The 21,967-nt window shown below is 67.9% G+C and carries 20 protein-coding genes and 1 tRNA gene; 15 read left to right on the top strand and 6 right to left on the bottom strand.

The features are described from left to right. Positions 1-5 precede the first annotated feature (5 nt). The 3 genes from RCH21_RS11100 to RCH21_RS11090 are packed head-to-tail and all read left to right on the top strand — an operon-like array spanning position 6 to position 2,246. Complete coding sequence (locus RCH21_RS11100) at positions 6-686, top strand: NUDIX hydrolase (RefSeq protein ID WP_326964410.1); 681 nt, start codon at positions 6-8, stop codon at positions 684-686. 5 nt (positions 687-691) lie between these two features. Further along, positions 692-1,654: a site-specific tyrosine recombinase XerD gene (gene xerD / locus RCH21_RS11095; protein ID WP_326964409.1), complete on the top strand. Its 963-nt coding sequence runs from the start codon at positions 692-694 to the stop codon at positions 1,652-1,654. Next, positions 1,647-2,246, top strand: coding sequence for an 8-oxo-dGTP diphosphatase (locus RCH21_RS11090; protein WP_326964408.1), 600 nt, complete (start codon positions 1,647-1,649; stop codon positions 2,244-2,246). Before xerD ends, RCH21_RS11090 begins: the two co-directional genes overlap by 8 nt. A 6-nt stretch (positions 2,247-2,252) precedes the next feature. Here the strand turns inward: RCH21_RS11090 and RCH21_RS11085 are convergent, their stop codons facing one another. From RCH21_RS11085 to RCH21_RS11070, 4 genes are read right to left on the bottom strand one after another with little or no spacing between them, the layout of a single operon-like run. Continuing rightward, entirely contained in the window at positions 2,253-3,398 is a 1,146-nt protein-coding gene (locus RCH21_RS11085) for a bifunctional 2-methylcitrate synthase/citrate synthase (protein WP_326964407.1), read from the bottom strand. Then, complete coding sequence (gene prpB / locus RCH21_RS11080) at positions 3,395-4,351, bottom strand: methylisocitrate lyase (protein ID WP_326964406.1); 957 nt, start codon at positions 4,349-4,351, stop codon at positions 3,395-3,397. Before prpB ends, RCH21_RS11085 begins: the two co-directional genes overlap by 4 nt. A gap of 9 nt (positions 4,352-4,360) precedes the next feature. Further along, positions 4,361-5,881, bottom strand: a complete 1,521-nt coding sequence (locus tag RCH21_RS11075; RefSeq protein WP_326964405.1) for an MmgE/PrpD family protein — start codon at positions 5,879-5,881, stop codon at positions 4,361-4,363. Further along, positions 5,874-6,608 (bottom strand): GntR family transcriptional regulator, encoded by a 735-nt coding sequence (locus RCH21_RS11070; protein ID WP_326964404.1) that lies wholly within the window; start codon positions 6,606-6,608, stop codon positions 5,874-5,876. The genes RCH21_RS11075 and RCH21_RS11070 overlap by 8 nt, the downstream gene beginning before the upstream one ends. A gap of 199 nt (positions 6,609-6,807) precedes the next feature. On the opposite strand from RCH21_RS11070, the gene RCH21_RS11065 reads away from it, so the two are divergent. Continuing rightward, a complete protein-coding gene (locus tag RCH21_RS11065) occupies positions 6,808-8,766 on the top strand; it encodes an AMP-binding protein (RefSeq protein WP_326964403.1) in 1,959 nt (652 codons plus the stop codon). An 18-nt stretch (positions 8,767-8,784) separates the two neighbouring features. On the opposite strand, the gene RCH21_RS11060 is transcribed toward RCH21_RS11065, so the two are convergent. Both RCH21_RS11060 and RCH21_RS11055 read right to left on the bottom strand, forming a co-directional pair. Next, complete coding sequence (locus RCH21_RS11060) at positions 8,785-9,507, bottom strand: response regulator (protein WP_120149245.1); 723 nt, start codon at positions 9,505-9,507, stop codon at positions 8,785-8,787. Beyond that, entirely contained in the window at positions 9,504-11,219 is a 1,716-nt protein-coding gene (locus RCH21_RS11055) for a sensor histidine kinase (RefSeq protein ID WP_326964402.1), read from the bottom strand. Before RCH21_RS11055 ends, RCH21_RS11060 begins: the two co-directional genes overlap by 4 nt. 230 nt (positions 11,220-11,449) lie before the next feature. On the opposite strand from RCH21_RS11055, the gene RCH21_RS11050 reads away from it, so the two are divergent. From RCH21_RS11050 to RCH21_RS11000, 11 genes are all read left to right on the top strand, one after another. Continuing rightward, the gene (locus RCH21_RS11050) at positions 11,450-12,877 is read left to right on the top strand and encodes a cation:dicarboxylate symporter family transporter (RefSeq protein WP_120149244.1); all 1,428 of its coding nucleotides are present in this window, start codon (positions 11,450-11,452) and stop codon (positions 12,875-12,877) included. Between the two features lie 306 nt (positions 12,878-13,183). Beyond that, entirely contained in the window at positions 13,184-14,071 is an 888-nt protein-coding gene (locus RCH21_RS11045) for a ParA family protein (RefSeq protein WP_120149243.1), read from the top strand. A 35-nt stretch (positions 14,072-14,106) separates the two neighbouring features. Beyond that, positions 14,107-15,009 (top strand): segregation and condensation protein A, encoded by a 903-nt coding sequence (locus tag RCH21_RS11040; protein WP_326964401.1) that lies wholly within the window; start codon positions 14,107-14,109, stop codon positions 15,007-15,009. Positions 15,010-15,013: 4 nt separating this feature from the next. Beyond that, positions 15,014-15,643, top strand: a complete 630-nt coding sequence (gene scpB, locus RCH21_RS11035) for an SMC-Scp complex subunit ScpB (protein ID WP_326964400.1) — start codon at positions 15,014-15,016, stop codon at positions 15,641-15,643. Positions 15,644-15,670: 27 nt separating this feature from the next. Next, entirely contained in the window at positions 15,671-17,134 is a 1,464-nt protein-coding gene (locus tag RCH21_RS11030; protein ID WP_326964399.1) for a pseudouridine synthase, read from the top strand. Positions 17,135-17,143: 9 nt separating this feature from the next. Further along, positions 17,144-18,265: a prephenate dehydrogenase gene (locus RCH21_RS11025; RefSeq protein ID WP_326964398.1), complete on the top strand. Its 1,122-nt coding sequence runs from the start codon at positions 17,144-17,146 to the stop codon at positions 18,263-18,265. Between the two features lie 95 nt (positions 18,266-18,360). After that, positions 18,361-19,014: a (d)CMP kinase gene (gene cmk, locus RCH21_RS11020; protein ID WP_235830717.1), complete on the top strand. Its 654-nt coding sequence runs from the start codon at positions 18,361-18,363 to the stop codon at positions 19,012-19,014. A gap of 84 nt (positions 19,015-19,098) precedes the next feature. Continuing rightward, on the top strand, positions 19,099-20,655 hold the full coding sequence (gene der, locus RCH21_RS11015; RefSeq protein ID WP_326964397.1) for a ribosome biogenesis GTPase Der: 1,557 nt from the start codon (positions 19,099-19,101) through the stop codon (positions 20,653-20,655). Positions 20,656-20,731: 76 nt separating this feature from the next. Then, a tRNA-Pro gene (locus RCH21_RS11010) sits at positions 20,732-20,805 on the top strand. A gap of 199 nt (positions 20,806-21,004) precedes the next feature. Next, positions 21,005-21,391, top strand: coding sequence for a glycine cleavage system protein GcvH (gene gcvH, locus RCH21_RS11005; protein WP_182976972.1), 387 nt, complete (start codon positions 21,005-21,007; stop codon positions 21,389-21,391). 77 nt (positions 21,392-21,468) lie between these two features. Further along, entirely contained in the window at positions 21,469-21,960 is a 492-nt protein-coding gene (locus RCH21_RS11000; RefSeq protein WP_120149238.1) for an FHA domain-containing protein, read from the top strand. Positions 21,961-21,967 lie beyond the last annotated feature (7 nt).

Genomic DNA, 21,967 nt, shown 5'->3' with positions numbered 1-21,967 from the left:
TGCTGGTGGCAGGACACTACAGCGACACCTTCGGCGACGAGCAGAGCCCGCGCCGGCTGCTCGGGACCACGACGGTCTACGAGGGGCGGGTGTGGGATGTCGTCAGTGAGGAGTTCACCCTGACGGATGACGGCGAGTCCATCACCCGTGACTTCATCCGGCATCCCGGTGCGGTCGCCGTCCTGGTGCTCAATGATGACGATCAGGTGCTGCTCATACGACAGTACCGCCACCCGGTTCGCATGGCGCTCTGGGAGATCCCGGCCGGATTGCTCGACGAGGAGGGTGAGGACTTCGTCGACGCCGCCGCCCGGGAGCTGGCGGAGGAAGCCGACCTCACCGCGGGTCGGTGGCATGTACTGGTGGACCTGTTCCTGTCGCCGGGGTCCTCCTCCGAGGCCCTGCGGGTGTACCTTGCGCGCGGGATCGGCGACGTTCCCGAGGCCGACCGGCATACTCGCACCCACGAGGAAGCCGAGATCGAGCTGAAGTGGGTGGACCTCGATACCGCGATCAGCGCAGCGCTCGAGGGCCGCATCCACAGCCCGTCCGCGGTGGCTGCTATCCTCGCGGCCGGCGTGGCACGTGGAAACGGCTTCGCCGACCTCCGTCCCGCGACGACGCCCTGGCCCGAACACCCCAGCCAACATTCGACGTGGCCGCGCGGCGCCGTGCTCGAGAGCTGACCAGCATGCCGGAACCGGCGCCGGACGAAGGGGACGGGCCTCTGTCCGCTCTCGTCAGGGACTACCTGCAGCACATGTCCGTGGAGCGGGGCCTGTCCCTGAACACACTGGCGGCCTACCGGCGCGATCTGAGGCGCTACGAGGCGTTCCTCGGTGGCCGTCACGTCGTCGACGCGGCCGGTATCACCCGGCACGACGTCTCCGCGTTCGCTCAGGCGGTCGTCTCCGGCGAGGATGGACTGTCGCCGCTGAGCCCGAGATCCGCAGCGCGCACGATCGTCGCAGTGCGCGGACTTCACCGGTTCTGGGCGCTGGAGGGCATGACCGAGGGCGATCCGGCCCGGGACGTCCACCCACCGATGACGGGGCAACGCCTGCCCAAGGCCATCCCGGTGGCCGACGTCGTGAAGATCCTCGAATCCGTCGATACCAGCACCCCGGCGGGCCAGCGGGATAGGGCGCTGCTCGAGTTCCTCTACTCCACCGGAGCGCGCATCAGTGAGGCCATCGGCCTCGACGTCGACGACGTCTCCGTCAGCGACGCACTCGACGGTCCCGCCGTCGTCCGCCTCACCGGCAAGGGCTCCAAGGAGCGGCTTGTTCCCGTGGGCTCCTTCGCGGCCCGGGCCGTCGACGCCTATCTCGTGCGGGGGAGGCCCGCGCTCGCGTCCAAGGGCAAGGGTAGCCCTGCGCTCTTCCTCAACGTCCGGGGAGGCCGCCTCAGCCGGCAGAGCGCCTGGAGCATCCTGAAGACGGCGACCGAGCGTGCAGAGGTGAAGCAGGACGTCTCGCCCCACACGCTCCGGCACTCCTTCGCCACCCATCTGCTCGAAGGTGGCGCGGACGTCCGCGTGGTGCAGGAACTCCTCGGGCACGCGTCCGTCACCACCACTCAGGTCTACACCCTGGTCACCGCAGATACGCTGCGCGAGGTCTACGCGGCAGCGCACCCGCGAGCCCGTGCCTGAGATCCCCGGGGAAGCGGCCGGACCGGGGGAGTGGACGACCATCGACGGCGTCTGCTACCGCTCCGTGGTCCTGTGTTTCCTCTTCCGTCCGTCCCGACGCGTCGGACCCGAACGCGGAGCAGCCCTCCCCGACGTTCAGGGAGGTTCCGGACCTCGTCCGCCCGGAACCAGGGAGGTACTCCTCGGCCTGAAGCTCACCGGCTTCGGTACCGGCCGTGTCGTGGCACTCGGCGGCAAGATCGACGGCACGGAGACGGCGCTCGCAGCGGCCGTCCGTGAGGTGCACGAGGAGAGCGGCGTCCACCTCGAACCCGAGGCGCTGCACGACGCCGGCCGCATCGCCTGGTCCTTCCCGGCGCGCCCGGACTGGAACATGGTGGCATTCCTGTTCTCCGCAGACGCGGGCAACGCTGATCCGCATACCAGCGAGGAGATCGAACCCCGGTGGTATGCGGTCGACGGCATCCCCTGGCCGGAGATGTGGAAGGACGCGCCCCACTGGTTACCGGCGCTCCTGGCGGGACGCCGGGTCGACGCGCACATCGTGATGTCGGGCGACAACGAGAACGTGGCCAGCGCCGTCGTCGGATAACGCCTGTCAGCTATCGCCGACGTGCCGTTCGTCCGGTCCGTTGTACAGGCTCAGGGGTCGGATCAGGGAATTGGAGGCCGACTGCTCCATGATGTGAGCCGTCCAGCCCGTGATCCGGGCCGCGATGAACAGCGGTGTGAACATCTCCGTGTCGAAGCCCATGAGGTGATAGGTGGGCCCGGCCGGGTAGTCGAGGTTGGGCTTGATGCCTTTTGCCTCGTCCATCGCGGTTTCCAGGCCGGAGTACAGCCCGAGGATCTCACCGCGTCCGTAGAACCCGATCATGGCGTCGAGCGCCGACTTCATGGTGGGGACGCGGGAGTCGCCGTTCTTGTAGACGCGATGGCCGAATCCCATGACCTTCTTCTTCGATGCGAGGGCATCCTCCATCCAGGCCTTCGCGCGGGCGGCCGCCTGCTCCGAGGTCTCGTCCTCGCGGATACCGATCTCCTCGAAGGTGTGCATGACGGCCTCGTTCGCGCCACCGTGCAGGGCTCCCTTGAGGGCGCCGATCGCACCGGTGACGGCCGAGTGCAGGTCGGCGAGCGTCGACGTGATGACCCTCGCCGTGAAGGTCGAAGCGTTGAACGAGTGTTCCGCGTAGAGGACCATCGAGACGTCGAACGCGTGCACCACCTCTGCCGGTGCCTCCTCGCCGAACGTCATCCACAGGAAGTTCGCGGAGTAGCCGAGGTCGTCGCGGGGTTCGACGAGAGCCTGTCCGCGCCGGCGTCGCTGGTCATAGGCGACGACGGCGGGAAAGGCGGCGAACAGCGTGGCCGCCTTCTCCATGTTCGCCTCGACGGAGTTGTCACCGGCGAGCGGGTGGCTGGCACCCATGACGGACACGGCGGTCCGCGCGACGTCCATGGGGTGCGCCGTCAGCGGAAGGAGGTCGATGGCCGCGACGACGTGATCCGGCAGGGCGCGATGCGCCCGTTCGAACGCGTCGAAACCCTGACGCTCCCCGGAATCCGGCAGTTCGCCGTTCCACAGCAGGTAGGCGACGTCCTCGACGTCGCGATGTCCCGCCAGCTCCTGGACGGGGTAGCCCCGGTACAGGAGCGAGTTCGTCTCGGGGTTCACTTTCGAGATCGCGGTGTAGTCCACCACGACCCCGGCCAGGCCCTTATGGATCTCAGGTTCTGTCAAGGCTGCTCCTTCTGTGCATCGGGTCCTGCTGCTTCGGATGGGGCCGCCCGCTTGCCGTCCGGTACCTCGAAATTGAAGACGGAGGAGTCGAAACGGTTGTATCCCTCGTAGTCCACGAGCTCATACAGGCGGGCGCGTGTCTGCATCTCACCCAGTGCCGGTTCCTGCGTCCCGTTGAGCCGGATCGAGTCCAGCGTACGCTCGGCGGCGCCCATCGCACTGCGCAGCAGCGTGACGGGATAGATGACGATGCTGACGCCGACGTCCTGCAGCTGGTCGACGGTGAAGAGATCGCTCTTGCCGAACTCGGTCATGTTCGCCAGGATCGGCACGTCGACGGCATCGCGGATGGCCCGGAACTCGGTGAGGCTGCGCATCGCTTCGGGGAAGATGGCATCCGCCCCGGCGTCGACGAGCGCCCGGGACCGTTCCTGGGCGGCCTGGAGGCTGTCCGTACCGCGGATGTCCGTGCGGGCCATGATGAGGAAGTTGGGATCCCGGCGGGCATCGGCTGCGGCGCGGATGCGCTTCACCGCCGTGTCGAGGTCGACGACGTTCTTGCCATCGAGATGGCCGCACCGCTTGGGGTTGAACTGGTCCTCGACGTGGCACCCAGCAAGGCCGGCGTTCTCCAGCTCCTGGACGCTGCGCGCTACGTTCATCGGTTCGCCGAAGCCGGTGTCGGCGTCGACGATGCACGGCAGGTCCGTCATGCGGGCGATCTGCCCGGCGCGATGCGCCACTTCCGTGAGGGTGGTCAGGCCGATGTCCGGCAGTCCGAGGTCGGCGGCGATCACGGCGCCCGAGATGTAGACGCCGTCGAACCCCTTGTCGCCGATCAGTCGCGCGGACAGAGGGTTGAAGGCGCCCGGGAACTGCTGGAGCCGCCCGGAGGACAGTCCCTCCCTCAGGGTTAGGCGCTTCTGCTCCGGGGTGACGCTCGAGTACAGCACGCCGGCCCCCTACAGGAGTCCCTGCGGCGCCGGCACCGCATCGATGAGGCCGGGTCGGGCGACTACGTTGAGCTGGCCGAGCGATCCGGCCGGCAGGTCCGGAAGCTGTTCGACGGTGGCCAGGAAGCGGTCGATCTCGGCGTCCTCGACGATGCCGGCAGCGAGCATGCGCAGCTTGGCGATGTAGTCGGCGCGGGCGAAGGGCCGTGCACCGAGGGGGTGTGCGTCGGCGACGGCGATCTCCTCGGTGATGACGGTGCCGTCGGTCAGGGTGATCTCGACCCGCCCGCCGAATGCCTTCTCCGCGATGTCCAGGGAGTGGTAGCGGCGTGTCCACTCCGGATCCTCGAGGGTGGTGACCTTGTGCCAGAGCGCCACGGTGTCGGGACGTGCAGCCCGGGCCGGTGCGTACGAGTCCTCGTGGTGCCATCGGCCGTCCTGCAGGGCGACGGTGAAGATGTACGGGATGGAGTGGTCGAGCGTCTCGCGGGAAGCCGTCGGGTCGTACTTCTGCGGGTCATTGGCGCCGGAGCCGATGACGAAGTGGGTGTGGTGCGAGGTATGGATGACGATGGATGCCACGTTCTCGGGATCCGTCGCCTCCGGGTGCGAGCCGTGGAGCCGACGCGCGAGGTCGATCCAGGCCTGCGCCTGGTACTCGGCGGAGTGCTCCTTGGTGTACGTGTCGAGGATCGCGCGCTTGGGTTCGCCCTCGGTCGGCAGGGGGACCTCGTACGCAGCATCGGGGCCGTCGAGGAGCCAGGCGATCACCCCGTCCTCGCCTTCGTAGATCGGGGTGGGCGAGGTCTGGCCGCGCATCGCCCGGTCCACGGCCTCGACGGCCATTTTGCCGGCGAAGGCCGGTGCATGGGCCTTCCACGTCGAGATCTCGCCCTTCCGTGACTGCCGGGTCGCCGTCGTCGTGTGCAGGGCCTGTCCGACGGCGTGGAAGATGACGTCCGGGTCCAGCCCGAGGAGTGTGCCGATGCCGGCGGCGGCGGACGGGCCGAGGTGGGCGACGTGGTCGATCTTGTGCTCGTGCAGGCAGATGGCCTTCACGAGGTCCACCTGGATCTCATAGCCGGTGGCGATCGCGCGGACGAGGTCGTGGCCCGAGGCTCCGGTGTGCTGGGCGGCCGCGAGGATCGGCGGGATGTTGTCGCCGGGGTGGGAGTAGTCGGCCGCCAGGAAGGTGTCGTGGTAATCGAGTTCTCGCACCGCGACCCCGTTGGCCCAGGCCGCCCACTCCGCCGAGACGCGAGCATCGACGCCGAAGACGGCGGCCCCCGCGCCATGCGCGGAGATCGGGTGGCTGAGCGCCTGGGCGCGGGCCGCGACGACGGGCGCCCGGGTGAGCGACGCGATCGCAACGGAGGCGTTGTCGATCACGCGGTTGATCACCATGTCGGTGACCTCGGCGGTGACCGCGACGGGATCGGTGGCGACCCCGGCGATCTTCCAGGCCAGCTGCCCGGTCCTCGGGAGGTTCTCCTCGCTGCGGTGGACGCGAACGGGATGCAGTTCAACCATGGTGTTCCTTCCGGTGGTCGGGCGTTTCGGTGCAGGTGCAGGTGTGGGTCCCGGTGGCGGTTGCGGTCCCGGCCGGCCCGGTGGGCGTGGCGAGCAGGTGCTGCAGGCTGTTGTGGAGGTGTACCCGCATGGAAGCCTCGGCGAGGTCCGCATTGCCCGCGCTGAGGGCGAGGGCGATCTGCTCGTGCTCCCGGGCCGAGGCGAGGAGACGCGCGGGGTTGTCCCGTGCCAGCCTCCGAACCCGTGCCAGATGGGTACGGATGGGTTTCTGTGCCTGCAGGAGGTAGGGGTTCGCTGCTGCTTCGTCGATGTGCTGGTCGAGGCGCGCGACAAGCGCGTAGTAGTCCTCGTGGCCGTCGTCGACCTGGCCGTCCTCATCACAGCCCAGGCCGGCTCCGGCGATGCGGAACTCCTCGGCGAGCGATGCGAAGACACCGGACGAACGGCGCAGGGCGGCCCGACGCACCGCCGCGCACTCCAGCGGCAGCCGGACATCGAAGAGATCGGCGACGGCCTCGAGGGAGATGGCGGAGACGACGACGCCTCGTCCGGCGTGGGGTGTAGCGAGCCCTTCGGCGATGAGCCGGGAGAGCGCTTCGCGGAGGGGTGTGCGGGAGACGCCGAGCCTCGCCGATTGCTCGACCTCAGCCAGGAGGTCGCCCGATGCAAGCCGCCACTCGACGATGTCGGACCGAAGGAGGGAGTAGGCGCGGTCACTGGCTCGCATGCTTCCCTCCCGGTCTCCTTCGACGTAGCGCCTGTGTCAGCACTGCACCGCCTAGCTCTCAATGTATACACGAGAACGCGGAGGGGTAGGAAAATCACCCAAAGTCCTATCCAGGAGCTCCTCCTGTATACAGGAGCGGAAACCGTCCCTGCAGGTCGTGGTACTGTTCCTCACCAACCACGCGCAACGAGGGGCGATCATGGCTGCAGCAGCGACCGATGCCGGACACGGCACGTCAGCATCCGACGACTATCGGCAGCTTCATGCTGCCAGCCTCAACGACCCGGATGCATTCTGGCTGGGCGCCGCTCGAGCAGTCGACTGGATCCGCCCGCCCACCACAGCGCTCGACGGCACCTCGGCACCGTTGTACCGCTGGTTCCCGTCCGCCACCCTCAACACGAGCTACAACGCACTCGACCGGCACGTCGATGCGGGGCGCGGCGACCAGCCGGCGCTGGTCTACGACTCCGCGATGCTGGGCATCAGCCGCAGCTACACCTATGCCGAGTTGCGCGATGAGGTCGCAGTCTTCGCAGGGGTGCTCGCCGGTCTCGGCGTCGGCAAGGGGGACCGGGTCCTCGTGTACCTGCCGATGATCCCCGAGGCCGTCATCGCCATGCTCGCCGCCGCCCGGCTCGGCGCCATCCACTCCGTGGTGTTCGGGGGATTCGCGCCCGCGGAACTGGCGTCCCGAATCCGTGACGCGCAGCCCGCTGCCGTCGTCACCGCGTCGGGCGGCCTCGAACCCGGGCGGCGCGTCGAATACCTGCCCGCGGTCCGGGAGGCCCTCGCGCTCGCGGACCGCGCCGATATGCCCGTCGTGGTGAAGCATCGCGATGGTTTCGAGCACGGCGTCCCCGCTGCTGCGAACGACCACACAAGCGCTGGGACGCACTGGGTGGACTGGGACGACGCGATGTCCGCCGCCGTCGCCGTCGCCCCGGTCGAAGTGGCTGCGACGGATCCGCTCTACATCCTGTACACGTCGGGCACCACCGGCTCACCCAAGGGCGTGGTGCGTGACAACGGCGGCCACGCCGTCGCACTCACCTGGTCGATGCAGGGTATCTACGGAATCGGTCCGGGTGACGTCATGCTGACGGCGTCCGACGTCGGCTGGGTGGTCGGGCACTCCTACATCGTCTACGGCCCGCTCCTGGCGGGTGCGACAACGGTCCTGTACGAGGGGAAACCGGTGGGCACTCCCGACGCCGGAGCCTTCGGGAGGTTGATCGAGCAGCACCGCGTGAAGGTGCTCTTCACGGCGCCAACGGCCCTGCGCGCCATCCGGCGGGCCGACCCCGAGGGTTCTGCCGTACGCGAATACGATCTCTCGTCGCTGGTGACACTCTTCTCTGCCGGCGAGCGGCTCGACACCGGCACCTCCGCCTGGATCGGCGACGTCCTCGGCGTTCCCGTCGTCGACAACTGGTGGCAGACCGAGACAGGTTGGCCCATCTGCGCCAACCCGCGCGGACTTGGCGGGATCGAGCTGAAGCCCGGATCGCCCTCGCTGCCCTCGCCGGGATTCGACGTCGTCATCCTCGGTCAGGATGGGCGCCCGGTTCCGGCGGGTGAAGAGGGAAGCATCGCACTCCGGCTCCCGCTGCCGCCTGGCACCCTCACGACGCTGTGGGGGAGCGATGAACGGTATCAGGATTCCTATCTCAGCGCGTTCGAGGGCTACTACACCAGCGGCGACTCGGGCTACGTGGACGCCGACGGCTATGTCTTCGTGATGGGACGGACCGACGACGTCATCAACGTGGCCGGGCACCGGCTGTCCACGGGGGCGATCGAACAGGTCATAGCCCAGCATGCCGCCGTTGCGGAGTGCGCAGTCCTCGGATTGCACGATCCCGTGAAGGGCCAGAGGGCCAGCGGCTATGTGGTGCTCAAGTCAGGAGTCACCATCGACCCGGCGTCGCTCGAGGCGGAGCTGGTGCACATGGTGCGCACGACCATAGGTCCCGTCGCGGACTTCAAGTCGGCCGTCGTGGTCGACGCACTACCGAAGACCCGCTCGGGCAAGATCCTCAGGAAGACGATGCGCCAGATGGCCGCGGGCGAGGAGTACACCGTGCCGTCCACCATCGAGGACCCGTCCGTGCTCGAGGCGCTGGCTCCGCTGCTACGACCGGTGTCGCACGGCTGAGTCCGAGTGGCACCGGCCCTAGCGGTCCGTCGGGCTCCGCGCCCAGCTGTATTCGAACTCCGGTCGCCCCCGCGTGCCGTACCTGGACGTTCGCAGGACCGACTGCTGATCCGCGAGATGTTCGAGGTAGCGCCGCGCGGTGACCCGCGACATGGACAGCGCCTCCGAGACCTCGATGGCCGAGGTGGGGGCGTGGAGCTCCTTGAGGAGTCCGGAGACCGCGCGCAGCGTCTCGGCCGACAGGCCCTTCGGCAGGGCGGCGGCCGTCGCGGGCCGGAGAGAGGCGAAGGCCTGGTCCACCTCCGCCTGCGTCGTCGCTGATGCCTGCTCCACCAGGCTCTGACGGAAGTCCTGGTAGGCACCGAGCTTCTCGCTGAAGGCCGAATAGGTGAAGGGCTTGATGAGGTACTGCACGATCCCGGAGGAGATGGCCGCTCGGACCACCTGCAGGTCCCGCACAGCCGTGATGGCGATGATGTCGAGCGGAAGGCCGAGCCCGCGGACGCGACGGATGATGTCGAGACCGTGCGCGTCGGGAAGGTTCATGTCGAGCAGCATGAGGTCGACAGGGGTCTCGGTCCGGCTCGTCAGTTCGCCGGCGAGCTGGAGGAAGGCCGCGAGTTCGGCGCCACTCCGGGCCACACCAGCCAGTTCGAAGCCCGCCAGACGGCGGATGTACTCGGCGTGTGCGTCCGCGGCGACCGGGTCGTCCTCAACGACCAGGACGCGGATGGCGCTCATGTGCCGGCCCCGCCGTCCGCCGCCTGCAGTTCGGTGGGGCCCGCCGCTCCGGTCCTGGCTGCGGCGGCATCCGCCCGGGCAGGAGCACCCGAACGTTCCGGAGCAGGGTAGGGCAGGTGGACCGAGAACCGTGCGCCGCCGTCATCAGTGTCCGTGACGTCCAGGGCGCCGCCGAAACGCTGGACCGCCTGACGGACGAGGGCCAGGCCGACGCCGCGACCGCCGCCCTTCGCGTCCTTGGTGGTGTAGCCGAACTCGAAGACCTTCGCCTTCTCGGAGTCGGGCAGACCGTTGCCGCTGTCCTCCACGACGATCTCCAGGCGGGGTGCGCCGGTCTCCGGCGCCACGCGCCGCACGGTCAGGAGGACCCGTGGCTCCTCTGACACCGCAGCTTCGTCGAAGGCGTTGTCGAGGAGGTTACCGATGATCGTGACGAGGTCCACGGGGTTCAACGACCCGGCCTGCGCATCGGGGGAGACGGTCGACGTCAGTTCGATGCCGCGCTCGTGCGCCTGCGCGGCCTTGCCCAGGAGGAGGGCGGCGATGAAGGGCTCGTCGACGGCGCGGACCACCTCGTCGGTGAGTCGTTGTGACTGCTGCAGATCCCTCGTCGCGAAATCGAGGGCGTCCGCACTCCTGCCGAGCTCCACCAGGGACACGATGGTGTGCAGGCGATTGGCATGCTCGTGGGTCTGCGAGCGCAGCGCATCGGTCAGCGTGCGCATCGTCTCCACCTGTCCGGTCAGCGCCTTGATCTCGGTATGGTCGCGCAGGGTGGTCACGGTACCGAGCGCGGCCTGGGGGTGGACACCGCGGCCCGCGGCAGTCGACGGGACGGCGGGCTCCTGGTTCACCACGAGGACGCGGCTGTCGGTGAGGTGTACCTCGTCGTGCGCGGGACGGCCCGAGGCAAGCAGTTCACGCAGCGACGGCGGAACCCCGAGGTGCGACGCCGGTACGGGCTTCTGCGTGTTGTCGAGCCCGAGGAGGCGTGCGGCCTGATCGTTGTAGAGGACGAGTCGCCCGTCGGCATCCGTCAGGAGTAGCCCTTCACGGACGGAGTGGAGGACGGCATCGTAGAAGACGAAGGTGCGCGACAGTTCTGCCGGGCCCATGCCGAGCGTGGCATTCCGGAGCCGTCGGCTCAGCAGGAAGGAGGCGAGCGCACCCAGCACCAGGGCGCCGAGGGCGATGGAAGCGACGAGGGGCAGCTGCGCGTTGCGCGCGATGGCTGCCCGATCCACCGTGATGCCCGCCGCCACCATCGCGCGCACGGTGCCGCTGTCGTCGACCACCGGGACGATCGAGCGGATCGAGGGACCGAGGGTCCCCGCGTAGGTCTCGATCTGCGTCCGCCCGGCGAGGGCTTCGGAGACCGACCCGATATAGGGTTTCCCGATTTGCTCCGGGTTCCGGTGTGTGAAACGCGTGCGGTCGGGCGCCATGATCGTGATGAAATCGACTCCGAGCCGGTCCATCACCGTGACCGCGTACGGCTGGAGGGTGGACGTCGGGTCAGGTCCCTCGACCGCCTCGAGTACCGCCGGCTCGAGCGCGATGGCAGTGGAGACCGCGACCATGCGCTCGGCTGTCGCGTCATTGACTCCCTGGGCGGCATCCACGTACAGGATCACGGACAGCGACGCCGAGAGCACCAGGATGAACACGAGCTGAGCCAGGAAGAACTGCCGGGCGAGGCTCCATCGACTCACGCCGTGATCCTGCTCCTTCCGGGCTTGCCGGCTTTCGCCGGGGATGGGCGGCCGGGGCCACACCGAGCCACGACCAGTATGAACTCAATCGTGATCGGGATCACTCCCGGTGCAATGATGAAGGGGAAACACCCAACACTACGCTTTCCTGGTGAGACCCGCAGTCGGAGAACGACCTCCGGCCGACGGCGCTGCCGGGCGGCCGACCACCTAGGGAGAACCTCATGGCTATGGCGCCATCGCGGTCCGACAGCGGATCTGCACAACCACGCAAGAGGGTCGACAAAACCCACTTCCTCTACATCGCGGTGATCGCGGCGGTGATCCTCGGGGCCATCCTCGGCCTCGCGGCGCCCGAATTCGCCAAGGCCCTCAAGCCGCTCGGGACCGGGTTCATCAACCTCATCAAGATGATGATCGCCCCGATCATCTTCTGCACCATCGTGCTGGGCGTCGGGTCCATCGCGAAAGCTGCGACGGTGGGCAAGGTTGGCGGCCTCGCCCTCGCCTACTTCATGATCATGTCGACCTTCGCGCTCGCCATCGGTCTCGTGGTCGGCAACCTCATCAACCCGGGCGAAGGCCTGGACATCTCGTCGTCGACGTACGAACTCCCCGCTACCGCTGAGGGCGCACCCGAGGGCACGGTCGGCTTCCTGCTGAGCATCATCCCGACCACGCTGCTGTCCGCCCTGACGGGCCCCAGCATCCTGCAGACACTGTTCGTCGCACTGCTCGTCGGCTTCGCGCTCCAGAAGATGGGCTCCGCCGGCAAGCCGGTGCTCCGCGGTATCGGCCACATCCAGGCGCTCGTGTTCCGCATCCTCATCATGATCATGTGGCTGGCACCCATCGGAGCGTTCGGTGCCATCGCAGCCGTCGTCGGTGAGACCGGCGTGCAGGCCATCATCAGCATGGCGACCCTCATGATCGCGTTCTACATCACCTGCGCCCTCTTCATCGTGGTCATCCTCGGCGGGCTCCTGAAGATCGTGACCGGCGTCAACATCTTCAAGCTGATGAAGTACTTGGGCCGGGAGTACCTGCTGATCTTCAGCACCTCCTCCTCCGAGGCGGCACTGCCCCGCCTGATCGCGAAGATGGAGCACGTCGGTGTCTCCAAGCCCGTCGTCGGTGTGACCGTCCCCACGGGCTACTCTTTCAACCTCGACGGCACCGCGATCTACCTCACCATGGCGGCCCTCTTCGTCGCGGAGGCGCTCGGCAAGCCGCTGGCCCTCGGTGAGCAGATCTCCCTGCTGGTCTTCATGATCATCGCCTCGAAGGGTGCTGCAGGCGTCACGGGTGCCGGTCTGGCGACCCTCGCCGGCGGCCTGCAGTCGCACCGCCCCGACCTCGTCGACGGTGTCGGCCTGATCGTCGGCATCGACCGCTTCATGTCCGAGGCCCGTGCACTGACGAACTTCACCGGGAACGCCGTGGCCACGGTGCTCATCGGCACTTGGACCAAGGAGATCGACCGGGCCCGCGTGGACGAGGTCCTCGAGGGACGACTTCCCTTCGACGAGGCCACGATGACCACGGATCACCGCTTCGAGAACGACGACGTCGAGGTCGACAGCGCCGACGGGATCGACGTCGAGGAGGGCGCTGCTGTCCGGACGGACGCTGCAGTGCGCGGAACAACGTCCCGCTGATCAGCACCTGACACCGGGCCACCAGCCCGGGTCGTGAACGACGGCGATGGCCCGGATTGATTCCGGACCATCGCCGTCGTTGTTCTGGAGCACGTCCGATGCAGGGCCGGGAGCGTCGAACGGTCCGCGGAGAGGTGCATCCAGGCGAAGGTTAGACCTCAGCTTGAGGATCAAGGCTCGCGGCCGAACGGTGCCGGCCTTTCCGGCCGTTGCCGCTGGCGTTGTACGGTTGACCAAGAGAAATGCCGCCTGGATCCCGATTCCCGGCCGGCCCGCACCGATTCTGATGGAAGCGTGGATACAAACGTGAGTAGTGAACAGGGTTCCGCAACTCTGCCCGGCGCAGCGGACGCGGGACTCGGCCCGACCGGCCGCCCGGTAACGGAGTTCCCTGAACCCCGGGTCCTTGAATCGCACGGCCCGGCCAGGGTCATCGCGATGGTCAACCAGAAGGGCGGGGTCGGCAAGACGACGTCGACCATCAACCTGGGCGCCGCGCTCGCCGAAGCGGGACGTAAGGTCCTGCTGGTGGATTTCGATCCGCAGGGAGCGCTGTCCGCAGGGCTCGGAACGAACCCACATGAGCTCGACGTCACGGTGTACAACGTCCTGATGGATCGCAAGGTCACCATCCACGACGCGATCCAGCACACCGCGATCGATAATATCGACCTCCTGCCGGCGAACATCGACCTCTCCGCCGCCGAGGTCCAGCTGGTGAACGAGGTGGCGCGTGAGCAGGTGCTCGACCGGGCACTGCGGAAGGTGTCGGACGACTACGACGTCATCCTCATCGACTGCCAGCCCTCCCTCGGACTCCTGACGGTCAACGCCCTCACAGCGGCGCATGGCGTCATCATCCCGCTCATCTGCGAATTCTTCGCCCTGCGGGCCGTGGCCCTGCTGGTCGAGACGATCGAGAAGGTCCAGGACCGCCTCAACCCGCGGCTCCAGATCGACGGCGTGCTCGCCACCATGTACGACGCGCGGACGCTGCACAGCCGGGAGGTGATAGCGCGCCTCGTGGAGGCCTTCGGTGACAAGGTGTTCGAGACGGTCATCAAGCGCACCATCAAGTTCGCGGATGCAACGGTGGCCGCCGAGCCCATCACGACCTATGCGGCCAACCACTCGGGCGCCGACGCCTATCGCAGGCTCGCCAAGGAGCTCATAGCCAGGGGCGGAGCACCCTAGTGCCGGCCTATGTCGGGTCCGCCCAGGCCCGGTAGGTGGCAACCATCGCGCCCACAACGGAGAAGACTGTCTTCGAGGTGCGGCTGACCAATTTCAGCGGACCGTTCGACCTGCTCCTGAACCTCATTTCCCGGCGTGAACTCGATATCACCGAGATCGCCCTGGCGGAGGTGACGGATGAGTTCATCGCACACATCCGGCGCATCCAGGCAGCCGAAGGAGAATGGAAGCTCGACGAGGCCAGCGAGTTCCTCGTGGTCGCAGCTACGCTCCTGGATCTGAAAGCCGCTCGCCTCCTGCCGGCCGGAGCAGTCGAGGACGAGGAGGACATCGCGCTCCTCGAGGCCCGCGACCTCCTGTTCGCGCGGCTCCTGCAATACAGGGCGTTCAAGGAGATGGCGCGGCACCTCGCGGAACGATTCGAGATGGAGGACGCACGTCATCCTCGGAATGCTCCCCTCGAGCCGCAGTTCTCACGCCTGCTTCCGGAGCTTCTCTGGAAGCATTCACCCGAGGAGTTCGCAGCGCTCGCAGCGAAGATACTGTCACCGCGCCAGGAGAAGCCGGCCAAGGTCAGCATCGAGCACCTGCACGCGCCGCCTGTGAGCGTGCGGGACCAGGCGCTGGTCCTCCAGAACCTGTTGCTCGCCCGGGGGCCGTTGTCCTTCCGGCAACTAACCGAGGACGCCGACAGCCGACTGCTGCTGGTCGTCCGGTTCCTCGCGCTGCTCGACTTGTTCCGGGACGGTGCCATCTCCTTCGAACAGGCGGCGCCGCTGTCCGAGTTGGTGGTCCGCTGGAGTGCGGGAGAGCTCAGCCGGCCTGCCGACAGGCTGACGGGCGATGTCGAGGGTGGTGGGATCCCTGAGGACGGCGCGAGGCGCTCGGTTCCCGGGAGGATCCAGCGGAACGGTCTGGAGGTAGCGCGGTATGGATGAGGCGATGCCACCCTCCGGGGGTGAGCGCAGCTCCCGCATCGAGGACCTGCCCGGTGGGATCCGGGCCGCCATCGAGGCGATCCTCGTGGTGGCAGACCGCCCGGTCACGGACGAACAGGTAGCTGCGGTCCTCGATCGGCCGACGGCCCTGGTGCACTCGGTCCTCGTGGACCTGCAGCGTGAGTACGACGGCTATACTGGGTTAGGCCTCCAGAGCACCGAGCCACCTGCGCCGCGCGGTTTCGAACTCAGGAACATCGCCGGCGGGTGGCGCATCTTCTCCCGGACGCAGTTCGCATCCGTTGTCGCCGACTTCGTGCTCGATGGCCAATCTGCCCGGCTTTCACAGGCAGCACTCGAGACTCTGGCGGTCATCGCATACCGCCAACCTGTCTCCCGTGCCCGGGTTTCTGCAATTCGGGGCGTCAACGTCGATTCCGTGGTCCGCACGCTGCTTCAGCGTGGACTGGTTGTCGAGATGGAGACCGATCCCGAGACCGGCGCGGTTCTTTATGGGACCACCACCCTCTTTCTGGAAAGATTGGGGCTGGGCAGCGTCACCGAATTGCCCCGGATCGCTCCCCACCTACCGGGCCTCGAGAGCCTTGGGGAGTATGACGAAACGACGTATTGAGCATGACCTACACGAAGGACTTTCCACATGACACAGCAGCCAGGATCCGGTTCCGGACGCAATACGCCGCGCCGCGGCGGGTCTGCCGGACGCCCATCCGACGCTGACCGTGCCCGGAAGTCCTCGCCGCGAGGCGCTCCGTCGCAGGGCGCCGGCCGTTCCGGTGAGGGTCGTCCGTCCCAGGCGCGCGATGAGCGTGGCGCCGGCCGCTCGGGTGAGGGCCGTCCGTTCCAGGGGCGCGATGAGCGTGGCGCCGGCCGTTCCGGCGAGGGTCGTCCCAGTGCCGGCCGTTCCGGTGAGGGCCGTCCGTTCCAGGGGCGCGATGAGCGTGGCGCCGGCCGTTCCGGCGAGGGTCGTCCCAGTGCCGGCCGCTCCGGTGAGGGCCGTCCGTTCCAGGGGCGCGATGAGCGTGGCGCCGGCCGCTCCGGCGAGGGCCGTCCCAGTGCCGGCCGCTCCGGTGAGGGCCGTCCGCAGGGCAGTGGCGAGCGTCGTGAGTCAGCCGATGGCCGCGCCCGTTCTGCTGCAGGCCGCCCGTCGGCAGGAACGCCGTCGAGCCGCTTCGGCGCGAAGGCCGGAGGGCGTGCGGCAAGCAAGCCCGGCCGTCCGGGTGCCCGCTCCGGGCAGGACGGTGCCGCACGCCAGAAGCTCGCAGGCGCCAAGGCCTTCGGGCGGGAGCGCTTCGGACAGAACCTCGGTCCTGTGCGTACGGCGAAGCCCAAGCGTGCCAGCCGTCCCGCGGACGAGATCGATGTGCACAACCCCGAGGGCGTGCGCCTGCAGAAGGTGATGGCCCTCGCCGGCGTCGCGTCCCGCCGCATCTGCGAGGAGATGATCCTCGACGGTCGCGTGGAGGTCGATGGCACCGTCGTGACGGAACTCGGCGTACGGGTCGATCCCGAGCAGGCAGCCATCCATGTGGACGGAATCCGGCTCCAGCTGAACGAGCACCTCAAGTACTACGTCTTCAACAAGCCCCGCGGCGTCGTCTCCACCATGGAGGATCCCGAGGGTCGTCGCTGCATCAGCGATTTCCTCAAGAACAAGGACAAGAGCGAGCGGCTCTTCCACGTCGGGCGGCTCGACGCCGAGACCGAGGGCCTGCTCCTGCTGACCAACGACGGTGAGCTGACCAACAGGTTGACGCACCCGTCCTACGAGGTTCCGAAGACCTACCTCGTCCAGGTCCGCGGGCCCATGGCCCAGGGTATCGGCGCCCAGATGAAGGAGGGCATCGAGCTCGAGGACGGCATCGCGCAGGTGGACTCCTTCAAGCTCGTCGACTCGACCCCCGGACACGTCCTCGTCGAAGTCGTCCTTCACTCCGGCCGCAACCGTGTCGTCCGGCGCCTGTTCGACGCCGTCGGGCACCCCGTCGAGCGACTTGTCCGCATCCAGGTGGGCCCCATCCGCGTCGGGGACCAGCGCCAGGGCAGCATCCGCGTGCTCGGACGCCAGGAGGTCGGGCACCTGCTGGCATCGGTGGGCCTCTAGCAGATGGTCATGCGCGCGGAACAGGGAACGCATCTCGCCGGTCCCGTCCTGATCGTGGGGGCGGGCCTGCTGGGCGCGAGCATCGGGCTGGGCCTTCGGGCCCGCGGGCTCGATGTCGTCCTGTCCGACAGCTCGCCGTCCACGGAGGCGGTGGCCCGTGACATCGGCGCGGGTCGACTGTACTCGGACGTCGAGATCGCGGGGGAGGGCATGTCGCCGGAGCTGGTCGTCGTGGCCACTCCGCCCGACGTCACCGCCCGGGTCATCGCCGAGGCACTGCTGGCACACCCGGACGCCGTCGTCGTCGACATCTGCAGTGTGAAGGAAGCGATCCTCCGCGAACTCGCCGGAATGCCCGGCGTGGCCGGGCACCTGTCCCGCTACGTCGGCACGCATCCGATGGCCGGCCGCGAAAAATCCGGTCCCGTCGCGGCACGTGCCGAACTGTTCATCGGAGCTCCCTGGGTGCTGTGCGCCCATGCAGGAAGCGCGCCGGACGCCGTCCTTCGCGCCGAATCGCTCGCCGTCGACCTCGGTGCGGTGCCTGCGCGGATGACCGCCGAGGAGCACGACGGCGCCGTCGCCCTGATCTCGCACCTCCCGCAGGTCGTCTCCTCACTGGTGGCGAGCCGCCTGCAGGACTCGCCCGTGCAGGCGCTCGCCCTCGCAGGCAACGGACTGCGGGATGTCACCCGCATCGCGGCAAGTGATCCGCGCCTGTGGGTGCAGATCCTCTCGGCGAACGCGGGCCGCCTCGTCGACATCCTGTACGGGGTGCGCGAGGACCTCAACCGCCTGATCACCACGCTGGAGGATCCGCTGGCAGGCGGAGCGCGACTCGACATGGCGCAGCTGATGACGGAGGGGAATGCGGGCCAGGCACGCGTGCCGGGCAAGCACGGGACACCGCCGGACTCCTTCGCGCGGCTCACCGTCCTCGTCGACGACGTACCAGGACAGATAGCGAAACTCCTCACGGAGATCGGGCATACCGACATCAACGTCGAGGATTTCCGGCTGGAACACTCGCCCGGACGTCAGGTCGGCCTTGCGGAGCTATCGGTCCTGCCGGGCAGGCGACAGGAATTGACGGAGTCCCTCACGCAGCGGGGCTGGAAGGTAGTGCAGTGACCCGGATATCAGCAGACAGCACACCGACGACCGACGCCACCCGGACAGCAGGGGCGGCGAGTCCGTACGCCGGGTTCCGCCTCGGCAAGTCCCTCGTGGTGGCCATCGACGGGCCGTCCGGGTCGGGGAAGTCGAGCGTCAGCCGCGAAGTCGCCCGCCGACTCCGCGCCGCGTACCTGGACACCGGTGCAATGTATCGGGCCGTCACCCTGCACTGCATCGCCTCCGGCATCGACCTGCAGGAAGGCTCCGCGGTAGAGGCCGCGGCACGCGACATCGAGCTGTTCATCAGCACCAGCCCGGACCGGGAGTCCGTGACCATCTCGGGCGATGACGTCACGGCTGCCATCCGCGAGCCGGAGGTTTCCTCGGCCGTCAGCGCAGTCGCGACGACCATGGGCGCGCGGGCAGAATTGATCCGTCGCCAGCGAGCACTGATCGCCGGAGCGGGGCACCGCATCGTGGCAGAGGGACGCGACATCACCACCGTCGTCGCCCCGGACGCCGAGGTGCGCATCCTCCTCACGGCCAGCGAGGAGGCCAGGCTGCGTCGCCGGGGAGATCAGCTCGGGGGGACGCAATCGGAGGTCCAGTTGAAGCAGCAGGTCATCGATCGTGACGCCAAGGATTCGACCGTGGTGAATTTCCGTCAGGCAGCCGATGGCGTGGTCACGCTCGACTCCTCCGACCTCGATTTCGAACAAACCGTTTCGGCCGTCCTCGACGTCGTGCGGACCGTGGCGCACTAACCGGCGCCCGCACCAAACTCTCCGGGCTCGCGCCCACCAGGATTACCGTCGGGAGACGGTGAACACCAACCGAAGGAACTAACGATGAGCGAGAACCTTTCGCCGAACGCGACGGACCAGGGCACCGGGCCCGACGAGTACTTCGAGCCGAGCGGCGAGGACCAGGTCAGCGAACTGCTCGACACCCTCGACGACGCCGAGGCGGAGCAGCGCGCCGCGTCGCTGCGGGCCGGCCTCGAGGACTACGAGCTCGACGACGAGGACGCCGCGCTCCTTGCCCGTCAGGACGAGGATTACGACGACGAGGCGGAGGGCCGGCTGAACCCTGTCCTCGCCATCGTCGGGCGTCCCAACGTCGGCAAGTCGACCCTGGTCAACCGTATTCTCGGGCGCCGGGAGGCAGTCGTCGAGGACACACCCGGTGTCACGCGCGACCGCGTGTCCTATCCCGCCCAGTGGACCGGCCGCAACTTCACCCTCGTGGACACCGGCGGCTGGGAGCAGGACGCGAAGGGCATCAACGCCCGCGTCGCCGACCAGGCCGAGATCGCCGTCGACATGGCGGACGCCGTGTTGCTCGTCGTCGATGCGACCGTCGGAGCCACGGCCACCGACGAGGCCGTGGTGCGCATGCTGCGCCGCAAGAAGAAGCCCGTCATCCTGGTCGCCAACAAGGTCGACGACATCCAGAACGAGGCCGACGCCTCCGTCCTGTGGGGCCTCGGGTTCGGTCAGCCCTGGCCGGTCTCGGCACTGCACGGGCGCGGTACCGGCGACATGCTGGACAAGGTCATCGAGATCCTTCCCATGTTCTCTGAGCACGGCGGCATCGAGCGTTCCGGCGGACCACGCCGGGTGGCCCTCATCGGTCGCCCCAACGTGGGCAAGTCATCCCTGCTGAACAAGCTGGCCGGCACCGATCGCGTCGTCGTCGACCCGCTGGCCGGTACCACGCGCGATCCTGTCGACGAGATGATCGAGCTCGGTGGGCGTACGTGGCGGTTCGTCGATACCGCCGGCATCCGCCGCCGCGTGCATATGCAGCAGGGCGCGGACTTCTACGCATCACTGCGCACGCAGTCGGCGCTCGAGAAGGCGGAGGTGGCCGTCGTGCTCCTTGCCGTCGACGAGGTGATGAGCGAGCAGGACGTGCGCATCCTCAACATGGCCATCGAATCGGGCCGTTCGATCGTGCTGGCCTTCAACAAGTGGGACCTGCTCGACGACGAGCGCCGCCGCTACCTCGAGCGTGAGATCGAACAGGACCTCGCACACGTCGACTGGGCTCCCCGCGTCAACATCTCGGCCCTGACCGGCTGGCACAAGGACCGCCTGGTACCCGCGCTGGACATCGCGCTCGAATCCTGGGATCGCCGTATCCCCACGGGGCGCCTCAACGCGTTCCTGGGTGAGCTCGTCGCAGCACACCCTCACCCCGTGCGCGGTGGCAAGCAGCCTCGCATCCTCTTCGGGACGCAGGCCTCGAGCCGCCCGCCCAAGTTCGTCCTGTTCACCACGGGGTTCCTCGACCCGGGTTACCGCCGCTTCATCACGCGTCGGCTGCGCGAGACCTTCGGCTTCGAGGGCACTCCCATCGAGGTCAGCATGCGGGTCCGCGAGAAGCGCAGCCGCAAGCGCTGACGCCGTCCGATGTGCTGATCCACCCCGGTCATGATGTATCGTTATCCGAGTGGTTTGGCCTGCTGGACAGGCCGATCGGGATGTGGCGCAGCTTGGTAGCGCACTTGACTGGGGGTCAAGGGGTCGCAGGTTCAAATCCTGTCATCCCGACACTGCAGGGCCCGTTTCCGCCGGCTTTCGAGCCGGAGGAGACGGGCTTTTTGCATGGTCTGCCGAGCTTTCGCGGATGCAGCGGAACGATGGGTGGAAGGCTCGTCACCCGTGGCCGGGATATGCCTATACTCGACCAGTACCCGTCCCGGGCGGCCGTTCCAGCCGCCGATGCACCCCGCGCGTTCGAAAGGCGACCATGAGCAACATTCCCGATGGCCTGTACTACACCGCGGAGCACGAGTGGGTCAGTGAGCTCGCCGTCAACGGTACGGTGCGGGTCGGCATCACCGACTTCGCCCAGGACGCCCTCGGCGACGTCGTCTACGTGCAGATGCCCGAGGCCGGCACCGCGGTCACCGGTTCCGACGTCATCGGTGAGGTCGAGTCGACCAAGAGCGTCAGCGACATCTACGCCCCCGTCACGGGTCAGGTCGTCGCGCGCAACGAGTCGCTCGACGACGATCCCTCCCTGATCAACACCGACCCCTACGGCGAGGGCTGGTTGCTGGAGATCAAGGTCTCGGACCCTTCCGTAGTACAGGGCCTGCTGAGTTCAGCCGATTACTCCCAGCAGGTAGGCTAGAACCACCCGGCGAAGGCAGCAGGGGCGGAGCGGCTCAGCGCGACCAGCCGTTCCACGCAGTAGGGGAGGAAAGTTCGATGGTACCCAACGTGAACCCAGCCGTGAATGGAGAAGAGCCGCACATGACGTCTCCTGAGACAACGACGATCGGTCTGCCGCCATACGTCGCCACGACTGAGCTGGAACGAAATCTGACGCGCGAGGAGCAGGCTTCTGTAGCGGCCCTTCCCGACGGCTCCGCTCTCCTGATCGCCCACTCCGGCCCGAACGCCGGGGCGCGGTTCCTGCTGGATGAAGACATCACGAAGGCAGGGCGCCACCCCAACGCGGACATCTTCCTCGATGATGTGACGGTATCCCGCCAGCACGCCGAGTTCCGCCGCAGCGACAGTGGTTTCGTGGTCGTCGATACCCGAAGCCTCAACGGCACGTACGTCAACAACGATCGTGTGGACAGCGTGGCACTGCGCAACGGCAACGAAGTGCAGATCGGCAAGTTCCGCCTGACGTTCTATGCGGCACGGACCGTCCCTGGCCAGACCGCGCAGCGCACGACAGCGCAGGCCTAGTCCGCTT

The organism is Arthrobacter sp. PL16 (assembly GCF_035985055.1).
Taxonomy (GTDB): domain Bacteria; phylum Actinomycetota; class Actinomycetes; order Actinomycetales; family Micrococcaceae; genus Arthrobacter_D; species Arthrobacter_D cheniae.
Note: the sequence above shows the minus strand (reverse complement) of the source record. Positions and strands in the feature narration are given on the sequence as shown.

Excerpts from the sequence above, each read along its gene's own strand:
- RCH21_RS11065 (WP_326964403.1), top strand. The coding sequence starts at position 6,808 with ATGGCTGCAGCAGCGACCGATGCCGGACACGGCACGTCAGCATCCGAC.
- RCH21_RS11000 (WP_120149238.1), top strand. The coding sequence starts at position 21,469 with ATGGTACCCAACGTGAACCCAGCCGTGAATGGAGAAGAGCCGCACATG.
- RCH21_RS11030 (WP_326964399.1), top strand. The coding sequence starts at position 15,671 with ATGACACAGCAGCCAGGATCCGGTTCCGGACGCAATACGCCGCGCCGC.
- RCH21_RS11025 (WP_326964398.1), top strand. The coding sequence starts at position 17,144 with ATGCGCGCGGAACAGGGAACGCATCTCGCCGGTCCCGTCCTGATCGTG.
- scpB (WP_326964400.1), top strand. The coding sequence starts at position 15,014 with ATGCCACCCTCCGGGGGTGAGCGCAGCTCCCGCATCGAGGACCTGCCC.
- RCH21_RS11075 (WP_326964405.1), bottom strand. The coding sequence starts at position 5,881 with ATGGTTGAACTGCATCCCGTTCGCGTCCACCGCAGCGAGGAGAACCTC.
- RCH21_RS11070 (WP_326964404.1), bottom strand. The coding sequence starts at position 6,608 with ATGCGAGCCAGTGACCGCGCCTACTCCCTCCTTCGGTCCGACATCGTC.
- RCH21_RS11050 (WP_120149244.1), top strand. The coding sequence starts at position 11,450 with ATGGCGCCATCGCGGTCCGACAGCGGATCTGCACAACCACGCAAGAGG.
- RCH21_RS11060 (WP_120149245.1), bottom strand. The coding sequence starts at position 9,507 with ATGAGCGCCATCCGCGTCCTGGTCGTTGAGGACGACCCGGTCGCCGCG.
- gcvH (WP_182976972.1), top strand. The coding sequence starts at position 21,005 with ATGAGCAACATTCCCGATGGCCTGTACTACACCGCGGAGCACGAGTGG.
- der (WP_326964397.1), top strand. The coding sequence starts at position 19,099 with ATGAGCGAGAACCTTTCGCCGAACGCGACGGACCAGGGCACCGGGCCC.
- xerD (WP_326964409.1), top strand. The coding sequence starts at position 692 with ATGCCGGAACCGGCGCCGGACGAAGGGGACGGGCCTCTGTCCGCTCTC.